The organism is Microcoleus sp. PH2017_12_PCY_D_A (assembly GCF_020738565.1).
Classification (GTDB): Bacteria; Cyanobacteriota; Cyanobacteriia; order Cyanobacteriales; family Microcoleaceae; genus Microcoleus.
Genome location: NZ_JAEQCI010000153.1, coordinates 1 through 10,890, shown reverse-complemented (window position 1 = coordinate 10,890; position 10,890 = coordinate 1). Strand labels below are relative to the sequence as shown.

General features: G+C 48.3%; 10 protein-coding genes and 1 riboswitch. Of the genes, 4 read left to right on the top strand and 6 right to left on the bottom strand.

Going from position 1 to position 10,890, the window contains the following annotated elements; genetic code table 11:
- Positions 1-103: 103 nt before the first annotated feature.
- Positions 104-949, bottom strand: a complete 846-nt coding sequence (gene ntrB, locus JGK39_RS29905; RefSeq protein WP_293258439.1) for a nitrate ABC transporter permease — start codon at positions 947-949, stop codon at positions 104-106.
- A gap of 99 nt (positions 950-1,048) precedes the next feature.
- Positions 1,049-1,269, bottom strand: a riboswitch (cyclic di-AMP (ydaO/yuaA leader).
- A gap of 447 nt (positions 1,270-1,716) precedes the next feature.
- Entirely contained in the window at positions 1,717-3,054 is a 1,338-nt protein-coding gene (locus tag JGK39_RS29900; protein WP_293258441.1) for an ArsB/NhaD family transporter, read from the bottom strand.
- A gap of 137 nt (positions 3,055-3,191) precedes the next feature.
- On the opposite strand from JGK39_RS29900, the gene JGK39_RS29895 reads away from it, so the two are divergent.
- Complete coding sequence (locus JGK39_RS29895; RefSeq protein WP_366049395.1) at positions 3,192-4,544, top strand: HAMP domain-containing sensor histidine kinase; 1,353 nt, start codon at positions 3,192-3,194, stop codon at positions 4,542-4,544.
- A gap of 175 nt (positions 4,545-4,719) precedes the next feature.
- Here JGK39_RS29895 and JGK39_RS29890 read toward each other — a convergent pair whose 3' ends face one another.
- Positions 4,720-5,082: a hypothetical protein gene (locus tag JGK39_RS29890; protein ID WP_293258443.1), complete on the bottom strand. Its 363-nt coding sequence runs from the start codon at positions 5,080-5,082 to the stop codon at positions 4,720-4,722.
- 204 nt (positions 5,083-5,286) lie between these two features.
- Here JGK39_RS29890 and JGK39_RS29885 point away from each other — a divergent pair, with 204 nt between their 5' ends.
- A complete protein-coding gene (locus JGK39_RS29885; protein ID WP_293258445.1) occupies positions 5,287-7,446 on the top strand; it encodes a VWA domain-containing protein in 2,160 nt (719 codons plus the stop codon).
- Between the two features lie 138 nt (positions 7,447-7,584).
- Here JGK39_RS29885 and JGK39_RS29880 read toward each other — a convergent pair whose 3' ends face one another.
- The gene (locus tag JGK39_RS29880) at positions 7,585-7,938 is read right to left on the bottom strand and encodes a PEP-CTERM sorting domain-containing protein (protein ID WP_293258447.1); all 354 of its coding nucleotides are present in this window, start codon (positions 7,936-7,938) and stop codon (positions 7,585-7,587) included.
- 269 nt (positions 7,939-8,207) lie between these two features.
- Entirely contained in the window at positions 8,208-8,417 is a 210-nt protein-coding gene (locus JGK39_RS29875; protein ID WP_293258449.1) for a hypothetical protein, read from the bottom strand.
- 89 nt (positions 8,418-8,506) lie between these two features.
- Between JGK39_RS29875 and JGK39_RS29870 the strand changes: the two genes are divergently transcribed.
- Positions 8,507-9,235: a Bax inhibitor-1 family protein gene (locus JGK39_RS29870; protein WP_293258451.1), complete on the top strand. Its 729-nt coding sequence runs from the start codon at positions 8,507-8,509 to the stop codon at positions 9,233-9,235.
- A 63-nt stretch (positions 9,236-9,298) separates the two neighbouring features.
- Here the strand turns inward: JGK39_RS29870 and JGK39_RS29865 are convergent, their stop codons facing one another.
- Positions 9,299-9,523, bottom strand: a complete 225-nt coding sequence (locus JGK39_RS29865; protein ID WP_293258453.1) for a hypothetical protein — start codon at positions 9,521-9,523, stop codon at positions 9,299-9,301.
- 95 nt (positions 9,524-9,618) lie between these two features.
- Here JGK39_RS29865 and prfB point away from each other — a divergent pair.
- Positions 9,619-10,735, top strand: a protein-coding gene (prfB, locus tag JGK39_RS29860) for a peptide chain release factor 2 (RefSeq protein ID WP_293298500.1) whose coding sequence is annotated in 2 segments (ribosomal slippage) — positions 9,619-9,690 and positions 9,692-10,735 — 1,116 coding nt in all. Because the reading frame shifts where the segments join, the coding sequence is not laid out codon by codon here.
- Positions 10,736-10,890 lie beyond the last annotated feature (155 nt).

Sequence of the window (10,890 nt, the reverse complement as noted above, 5' to 3'; positions counted from 1 at the left end):
TTAGTTTTTAGATTTTAGGTTTTAGAATTGAAGGTTTGTAGTGCGGACTTAAGTCCGCAAGATCGGAGCGGACTTAAGTCCGCACTACGAACCTTGCTGACTGCTAATTCTTAACCGATCGGTGCGTTACCATTTCTTGAACTTTGCCAACAGCCCAATCGAGCAGCAAACCAGTTAAGCCAATTACAAACACCGCTAAAAATACCGAACTCAGATTCAAACGGCTCCACTCATCCCACACAAAAAAGCCAATTCCTACACCACCAGTTAGCATTTCCACCGCCACAATCACCAGCCACGCAATCCCCAAACTAATCCGCAAACCTGTAAAAATGTAGGGCAAACTCGCAGGCAAAATTATCTTGGTAATCCGCCTCCAGCGCGGCATTTCCAACACTCGCGCCACATCCAAATAATCCTTGGAAACGCTAGAAACTCCCAAAGCCGTGTTGATAATTGTCGGCCACAAAGACGTGATAAATATGACAAAAATTGCCGACGGATCTGCTAAATTAAAAATCGATAGAGCGATCGGCAGCCAAGCCAGCGGCGACACCGGTTTGAAGATTTGAATCAGCGGATTGAGCGCCATCATTGCCGGTTTCGACATCCCGATCAGAAATCCCACGGGAATCGCCACAGCAGCACCCAGCAAAAATCCCAGCAACACCCGCCGCAAGCTCGCTAGCAGCAGCCAGCCAATGCCTAAATCTCCGGGCCCGCGCCGATAAAATGGATGCAATATGTAATCTAAATTAGCGATTAACGCTTGATAGGGGGTGGGAATTAAATCGCTTTTGAAGCTCGCAACAATCCACCACAGGCCAAGAATTCCCAAAAAACCCACAGCAGGGAACAAAACTGCATCTCGGATGACAGCGGGTTTTGCTCGTTTCCACCCTGCAACTCCTGCAATTGCGATCGCACCTAAATTAAGTTCTATTAACATTTAATTCTCCTCAGAGTCAGGGCAGGTACAAGAATCTTGAACAATACCAACCGGAGACACTGACGAAGTCAAACTATCTATAGAAGACAAGTTGACTCTTCAGTCTCTTCTCAATGCCTGCGAAGTTAGCTGACGGGCTAGGACTGAGAGATGTCCTTCCATACATAATTAAATATTAAAAATTACACTCAATTTTTTTAATTTGGCAATTTTTAACTTGGCTCTTTAATTCTGTAGGGATTCGCCCCGAAAATTGGTTCCTCCGCTCCAGCCCCACGCTTTTTTTTATCGCGCTACACTGGATTAGGCTTGACTTTTTAAGCCAATTTCATTTAACTTAGCACGATCATCTCCTCTTGTCCATACTTCTTTAGGAGTAGATGTTGGCGGGGAAGCTGAAAACTTGAACCACAAAAGTAATGACTGATAACTAATGACTGATAACTGATATAGCCTTTCTCAGAAAGATGAGGTACGACTGGGCATAGGGCATAGGGAATAGGGCATAGGGCATAGGGCATAGGGCATACCTCACTTTTTTGAGAACCGCTATAACTAATAATGCCATTTATAAAAAGTAGTGCTAAACAACATTTTTTGGCCTTGTTTGCTCAACTCCATGTGAAAGGTGCGTCGCTCGCCCCAAACAATCGATTAAATTTAGGGATTTATAGAGCGAGCGACACACCTACAAATACTGTTGTAGAAATTTGGAAAAATATTACAACCAATAACTCATGACTGATGACTGCTGACTGATGACTTCTTCAAACCAGAAACCGAACAGTTACATAAATAGCCGCAGCCACCAATTGCAAAGCCATCACAGGAAGCCCGTAACGCAGAAAAGTTTGAAAAGAAATCCGGCGCCCGTGCAGCTCAGAAATTCCCGCCGCCACAATATTAGAAGAAGCTCCTACCAAAGTGCCATTTCCGCCTAAAGTTGCTCCGTACATCATCGCATAAAATAGCGGCAGCACAGCAGGTGGAAACTGCCCTGCAAAATCCGGCGCCAGCACATCTGTCGGTGCGAGTCCGATATTCACAACATATTGTTTTAGCAGCGGTACCATCGCCACTACCAGCGGAATATTTGGCACTACGCTCGACATCAAACCCACAAAAAACAACAAAGCTAAAGAACCCAAAAAGATATTTTTACCTAAAATAGCTGCTAAAATTCCAGACATTCCAGCGATGACTCCGGTTTTTTCCAAACCGCCAATCAGCACAAATATCGACATGAAAAATAGCAGCGTGCTCCAATCTAAATCCCGCAATATATTGTTAACAGAATCAATTTTGCTGTGGTGAGCTAAAAGCATTGCCAAACCTGCTCCCAACAAAGCAACGGCTGCCGGTGAAATTGGCACGGGCAACGACTCTCCCACTACAAAAAATGTCAGCACGAAAGCTATAATTAAGCCACCCGCTGCTAACACTCGCGGGTGATTGATTTTTGGGTGCGGCAAATTATCCAAATTATCCAATTCTTTGTGCCATATTTCTGGGAACAGCCACGGCAAAATCACTAAGATGACTGCTACGGCGATCGCCCCGCCCAAACTTAACTTTAACAGGTAATCTGTAAAGCTCATGTTAATCGCATCGCCGACTATGAATGTCGCCGGATCTCCCACGATTGTCAGCAGTCCCGAACTGTTTGCCACAAATACCATTAAAATCAGCAGCGGTACAAAATCTACACCGACTTCTTCTGCCATTGGCGGAATTAAGGGTGCTAGCAGCATGACTGTCGTGGCGTTGGGTAGAACTGCACAAATTGGCGTAGTAATCCCGACAATTCCCAGCAAGAGATTTTTGCCTTTGCCTTTTGCTAAAAGCACCATTTGAGTTGCCAAGTAGTCGAATACTTTGGTCGGCTCAAATGCTCTCACCATGACCATAACTCCGAAAAACAAGCCCAGCGTTCCGTGACTGCGACCGATATATTCGATCGCATTGTTTAAGGTCATTACGTGGGTGAAAATCAGAATCAGCGCTCCCAGAAAGGCCGCTACTGTGAGGTGTATCCATTCTGTAATTATTAAGAAAACTACACCGATAAATGTGGCCGCAGCGATCGCAGCTTGCACGTTTTCCATTTAGTCCCCTGACAAAAATAAAACTTAAAAATTACAACCTCTCGGCTTGAGGAATCCTACTACTTTATGGCTATTATGTCAATAAGTTTAAGTGCTCTTTTTGGCAGCACCAAGCTGGAATGTATTCATAGAGAGAGTTGCGGTCAAAGGAAAAATTAGATCGAAACTACTTCTTTTGGCAGGCTCGCGATCGCCCAAAGTTTGGTATGGCGATCGGGCGATCGTTCAACTACAATGAAGCATGGGCAATCTCTGCCACACTTCACCCCCACGCAGACATCATGGACTACAGCCAACTGCTCGCCGACAAAACCGATACTATCCTCAAAAACTGGATTGAAGCAGTACGCTTGGATCGTTCAATAGAAAGCGCTGACGCCTTACCGCACTCTGCGCTCCAAAATCACATACCTCACCTGTTGGCGGCGATGGCCACAGTGCTTTCACAATCTCAAAACAGCGACATAAAAGCAATAATTGAAGCCAGTTTAGACCACGGATTTCTGCGAGCAGAACAAGGCTACGATGCCACAGAAGTAGCCCGAGAGTATCATTTATTGCGTCAAGTAATATTCTCCCACTTAGAAGCAGAATTGCTAGCAGGAACCACCGCCGACGTATTCAGAGCTTTTCGGCTCATAGATGCCGTAGTAGACGAAGCAATTGCCCAGTGTTTCGATAGCTACGTCGCTCAGAGGATGCAGGAACTTCAACAAATCCAAACTCAGTTAGAACTCAACAATCAAGAACTCTCTCGCCTCGTCAGCGTCAACAAAGAAAACCTCTACCATTTAGCTCACGAACTCAAAACTCCCCTCAACTCAATTATCGGTTATTCCGAACTGTTTTTGCGCCAAGAAAAATGGCAATCCGAAATCAAAGATACCCTCCCAGGCATCGAACACATCGAGCGAGTATTGCGAAACGGCAGACAGTTGCTGCGCCTGATTAACTACACATTAGAACTTTCTCGCGCCGATGCCGGAAAAATTAAACTTCACCTGCGGCAAACTAATGTACGATCGCTAATTAACGCCGTAGTAGAAATGATGCAGCCAATGGCTGACGCTAAAGGATTAAAGCTCGGTGTTACCAGCGACTGCGCCCCCACGCAAGTAATCGCCGACTCTCAGCGGCTGCAACAAATTGTCACCAACCTGCTGAGCAATGCCATTCGCTATACAGAATCTGGTAGCATTGAATTAAGTTACTGCCGTGCGGTCGATGCAAATTGGGCGATCGCAATTGCAGATACCGGCATCGGCATCGCTCCCGCACATACCAACCGCATCTTTGAGCCATTCTTTCAAGCCTCAGAAGCCGGCAAACAGCACTTTTCCCCCGACAGCACCGGTTTGGGATTAGCCATAGTATCGCGGCTGGTAAAACTGCTGCAAGGCAAAATCGAGCTAGTATCCGAAATCGGAGTCGGCTCAACTTTTACCGTGATTCTGCCACTGGAAGTCAAAACCTTGCAAGCAGTAATTTAAACTTTTTCAGTGGAATTTTAAAATTGAAATTTTAGGGCAAATAAGAGCTGTTTTTAGTAAATCTCGGAAACAAAAATATCACCTTTGAGTGAACCAGCCACCAGGCGACTTGGGATTTAAATAAAGTTCTTGATTTCAAACAGAGCACTCAAAACTCACAACTTTCACCAGTCTGCTATCTTCTAAACAAGCCATCGATTAGAGATGAGACTGAGCTAATTAACCAGACAACAGCGCCAGCCAGGAAAATGTTTTCTCGAAGTTCTCTTTTATTTATACTGTAACCACCTCTGCGCCCGCCACTGCCAGCACCGTCTCTCTCCAAATCATAAATTACTTTCTCGGCGTACCATCTCTCCGACTTGCCGGGATACCGATCTCTCGCATTAGCCAGCAGTCGTTTGGCCAGAGATTTATTTCCTTTAACAGCCTGTAACAAATTTCTGTCTATGCCCTCAGTGTTCTGGGAATCTTGCCATATCAAAAAAGCGATCGTACCAATTAGCGCTATCAGACCAATTGTGATTAATGGTTTCACAGTTTACTTTTTGGTTAAATTATGGGATGATTTTATCTTCTAGATTTAAGCGCGACAAGATGCAAGTCTAATATCTATACAATTGTTAATATTTTTTGTCGGTCGTAGCTGTTGGTTGAAAAAACTCGGTTGCCAGAAATGCGATCGCCCGCTCAACGCAGTATGATTAAATTATCAAAGCCTGTTCGAGCAAAGACGATTTAAATGCCTGCCCCCTACGCACCGCCCACCCTAACAGCCTTTCCCCTAACAGCCGTTGTTGGGCAAGAAGCGATTAAATTAGCGCTGCTGTTGGCAGCAATCGATCCGGGATTGGGAGGAGTCGCGATCGCCGGTCGTCGCGGCACAGCCAAATCAGTCATGGCTAGAGCCCTACACTCCCTGCTGCCGCCCATTGAAGTAATTAAAGATTCATTCTGCAACGCCGAGCCCACTCGTCAAGAGGAAACAAATCTTGTAGAAACGGGATTCACCGCATCTGAAACGCTACCGTTCGAGGGAGAGAATTCCCAAGTTACTGAAATAATTCCCACACCATTCGTACAAATTCCCTTGGGAGTCACCGAAGACAGACTCTTAGGTTCAGTCGATGTTGAACAATCAGTAAAATTCGGTCAAACCGTATTTCAACCCGGACTCTTGGCCCAAGCAAATCGAGGCGTACTTTATGTAGACGAAATTAACCTCCTCGACGACAACATCGCCAACCAACTGCTAACAGTATTAACCGAAGGTCGCAACCAAATAGAGCGCGAAGGCATTAGCTTCCAACACCCCTGCAAACCTCTATTTATCGCCACCTACAACCCCGAAGAAGGCCCCCTCAGAGAACATTTGCTCGATCGAATCGCGATCGTCCTTTCCGCCGACGCAGCACTCGAGTTAGAAGAAAGAGTCCATGCAGTAGAACAAGCTTTATCCTACTCCAGTTCCCCCCAAGAATTTCTCAACCAATACGCCGAAGACACCGACAACCTCAAAACCCAAATCATCCTCGCCAGAGAATGGCTCAAAGATGTCACCATTAAACGCGAACAAATCGCCTACCTAGTAGAAGAAGCCATCCGCGGCGCAGTTCAAGGACACCGCGCCGAACTGTTTGCAGTCCGAGTCGCCAAAGCCGCCGCCGCCATCGAGGGACGCACAGAAGTTAACGCCGAAGACCTTCGCCGCGCCGTAGAACTCGTCATCGTACCCCGCGCCACCACCGTCCAAACTCCCCCAGACGAAAACCCTCCTCCTCCTCCCCCGCCACCGCCACCCCCAGAACAATCGGAACAAGAACAAGAAGAAGACGAGGAAGAAGAAGACAAAGAAGACGAACCGCCAGAAGAACAAGAAGAGACTAACATTCCCGAAGAATTTCTCTTCGACCCCGAAGGCGTAATTCTCGACCCCGACGTGCTGTTTTTCGCGCAAAATGCCAACCGCCAAGGCAAATCCGGCAGCAGAAGCACCATTTTTTCTGAAGATAGAGGCCGCTACGTCAAGCCTGTATTGCCCAAAGGCCCCGTGCGCCGCATCGCTGTTGACGCGACTCTCCGCGCCGCCGCACCCTACCAAAAAGCCCGCCGCGACAGGAATTCTAACCCCCCCCAACCCCCCCTTACCAAGGGGGGGCAAGAGGCGAGTCAACCCCCCCTTACCAAGGGGGGGCAAGATGCGAGTCAACCCCCCCTTACCAAGGGGGGGCAAGATGCGAGTGGGCGCCGCGTATTTGTGGAACAGGGAGACATTCGGGCGAAGCGCTTGGCGAGAAAAGCTGGAGCTCTAGTCGTCTTTGTCGTGGATGCTTCGGGTTCGATGGCCCTCAACCGGATGCAGTCGGCTAAAGGTGCTGTCATGCAGCTACTCACCGAAGCTTATCAAAGCCGCGACCAAGTGGCGCTGATTCCCTTTCGCGGAGAACAAGCAGAGGTATTGCTACCCCCGACTCGCTCGATAGCCTTGGCCCGCAAGCGTTTGGAACGGCTACCCTGCGGTGGCGGTTCGCCCCTCGCCCACGGTTTGACGCAAGCCGTGCGCGTGGGAGTCAACGCGCGGCAGTCTGGAGATATCGGTCAAGTGGCGATTGTTGCTATTACTGACGGACGCGGTAATATTCCTTTGGCCCGTTCTTTGGGCGAACCGATTTTAGATGGCGAAAAGCCTGATATTAAGCAGGAATTGTTGGAAATTGCTGCCAAAATTCGCGGTTTGGGAATGCAGTTGCTGGTGATTGATACCGAGAGCAAGTTTATTTCGACGGGCTTTGCGAAGGAGTTGGCTAAGACTTCTGGCGGGAAATACTATCATTTGCCGAAAGCTTCCGAACAGTCGATCGCAGCTATGACTAAAAATGCTCTGCGCGATGCGATCGGCTAAAATCCTTAAATCGAGATTTACTAGCCTAAATTGTGGCACAGGCATCTTGCCTGTGTCCTAAATTGTGGCACAGGCATCTTGCCTGTGTCCTAAATTGTGGCACAAGCATCTTGCCTGTGTTCCATCTGCTCTTAACAATCAAAAACTTTGATTTTTGCCAAAACTCTCCTGTTTAACTCTCGCTCTCCGGCGAGTCATCACCAGCGAACCGGCAACTAAACCCAATCCCGCCAGCATTGAAGGCTCAGGAATCTTCACCGGCCCAGCCGCCCGGTTTACCGTTCCCCGGTTCGGGATCGGTAAAATTGTAGCTTGGGGGGATTGACCGGTCTGAGCCAGCAGCAAATGTTCTGAACCCTGCGGTGAAGCGGCAGTAGAAACGGCACTGACCTTAGCTGCAAGGGCAGCTTGAGGGCCAGAAATAACGGTGGTTGCCGCCAATAGAATTCCGGCGGCAGGTGGCAATAATTTGCGAGCAAAAAAGGTGGGCATTAGAGATTACCTGTTTGGCATTTTGTCGATCGAACTAAATACTTTCACGATTAATTTGCTTTAGATACCCTGTCTAGACCACTTTCGCAACCCACCCAACCGCTGGAAAATTTCAGATTTATTTTATATTTGAGATGATTCTGATTTCCGGGCTTTAGTTTCAACTAACTCACCAATCAAAAACCTAAAATCAACTGGAGTCCCTGACTCAATCATAAACTCCTCAATCCCAAATAGCAAATCCCAAATTCCAAATTGATTAACTTCAGCTATGTATTTGCGAGGCGATCGACTTTGAGGTTGCCCACCGCCGCCAATAGCACCGGTACTTTAACCTCAATTATAGCTCTACGACGACCGACAACGGTTTCATAGATCGTCCCCAGACAACGACCGCAGGGTGGAGATTTACTTGTACGCCGTTGATTATAAACAATCACTTCCAGGTAGGAAGCGATCTCACCCCCGTTCTTTATCAAATCTTTAAACTATTTCAGGTTTTGTCAACAAACTGTAAAGCTGTCAAAATATAGATAGCAAATCTCAGCCCAAATTAGGTAAAATCCTCGTGAGTAACACCAGCAACTTCCGCGAAGCCGTGCGCGAGGCCAAAAACCACGCCCTGGTTGGCCCCAACGTCATCGCTAACGCCCTGCCCTTCGTGGGCGGCGGACTTGTCTTAACTGCAGTCGGCACCTACGGCGGCCTCGGAGTCATCCGCAACTATCCGGGAATCTTCTTTCCCACGTTTATTGGCGCGATCGTCCTAGAATTAATCTTATTCTTCGTCGCCAGCGCCGCCGCCGAACAAAACAACAAAAACACCGCCTTGCCCCTGCTGGCCACCTACAGCCTGCTTTCCGGCTACACCCTCAGCGGATTGGTGTTTGTAGCCCTCAGAACCCAAGGCGTCGGCATCGGCGGCATCGGTTTCGCAGCGCTAGGCTGCGGCATTACTTTCATCGCCGCCCGCCAAATTGGCTCGAACCTTTCCGAACAAGACGGCATGGCCCTCACCAAGACTATCAGTTTAGGTGTCATTGCTTTGTTAGTCGTTGTGGGCGGTCAATTTCTGCTCTCTCTCTTCGGCGTCTACGCCCCAACTTGGTTGGAAATTGGCATTTCTGGTATTGGTGTGTTTATATTTGCCGGCGCTGCGATCGTCGATTTTTACATCTTACCCCGCACCTACCGCGACGATCAGTATTTGCCCGCCGCTTTGTCGATGTATCTTACTTACATCAACTTGTTCATCTTCATCCTGCGCCTGATGATTGCTCTCAACGGCCGCGATTAATCATTGAAAGTTTAGCTTAAAAAAAACCGCGGCTCGATCGAGCTGCGGTTTTTTATTTTCACGTCACGGTTCAGGCAGGTTATCGGGATCGATACCTTGCGATCGCAAATACTCAGCTAGGCGATCGGCTCGCTGTCTTTCTACCCTCAACTCCTCGCGCATCTGCCCCGCCACTACATCCGGCAGGGGATAGATATTTCCCGACTCGTCGTACCAAACCAGAATTTCTTGCTCGATGCCCCCAATAAGTTGCCCGGAGCGCCCTAGGCCCAGTCCAACTTCTGGCATCCAATAGGGCTCGCCAATCTGAAACATTGATTTGCACATTTAGAGCAAAATTTCAGCTAAACTCAAAATACACCCCACAACCAGGAGAACTCACGGTGGAAGTTCTAGACATCAAACACAATATCGAAACTTTGTCCGATCGACTGGGTACCACCCAGGACTATCTTTGACATCCCCGCACTCACAGCCAAAATCCAAGATTTAGAGCAAATCTGCGCCCAACCGGCATTCTGGGACGACCAAGAACAAGCTCAAGGAACCCTCCAAGAACTGAATGACTTCAAATCTCATTTAGACCAATACCACGGCTGGCAGACTAGCCTAGAAGACGCTAGAGCTATTTTAGAACTGCTGGAGTTAGACGCAGACGAGTCCCTGTTCCAAGAAGCCTCATCGAGTCTTTCCCAATTAACCCGCGAACTCGACCAGTGGGAACTTCAACAATTACTCTCCGGCCCCTACGATGAAGGCGGCGCCGTTTTGACAATTAACGCCGGGGCGGGGGGTACAGATGCTCAAGATTGGGCCGAAATGCTGCTGCGGATGTACACCCGCTGGGGAGAAAGTCAGGGTTACAAAGTACATTTAACCGAGATTTCTGAGGGAGAGGAAGCAGGCGTGAAATCTGCGTCTTTGGAAATTGTCGGCCGCTACGCCTACGGCTACATGAGGTCGGAAAAAGGTACTCACCGTTTGGTGAGAATTTCGCCTTTTAACGCTAATGACAAGCGTCAAACCAGTTTTGCGGGCGTTGAAGTGATGCCGGTGCTCGATCGATCCGTTAAACTGGATATTCCAGAAAAAGATTTGGAAGTCACGACTTCTCGCGCAGGCGGCAAGGGCGGACAAAATGTTAACAAGGTAGAAACGGCTGTCCGCATCGTTCACCTTCCGACTGGTTTGGCTGTCCGCTGTACCGAAGAACGCAGTCAGTTGCAAAATAAAGAAAAAGCTCTCGCCTTACTCAAAGCTAGGCTGTTGGTGGTTGCTAGGGAACAGCGCGCCGCCGAAATTGCCGAGATTCGCGGCGACATGGTAGAGGCAGCTTGGGGCAACCAAATTCGCAACTACGTGTTTCACCCCTATCAAATGGTCAAGGATTTGCGGACTGGCGTGGAAACCACCGCCGTCTTAGATGTGATGAACGGCGAATTAGAGCCGTTTATTCAAGCTTACCTGCGCCAGGAAAATCAGTTGGTCAGCAGTCAGTAGTCAGTAGTCAGCAGTCATTAGTCATTAGTCAACGCTGAGGACTTCAGTCCGCAACCAAGAAGGACTAAAGTCCTGACTACGAACCAGGCTTGTAGTGAGGACTTCAGTCCGCAAAAAAGAAGGACTAAAGTCCTGACTACGAACCAGGCTTGTAG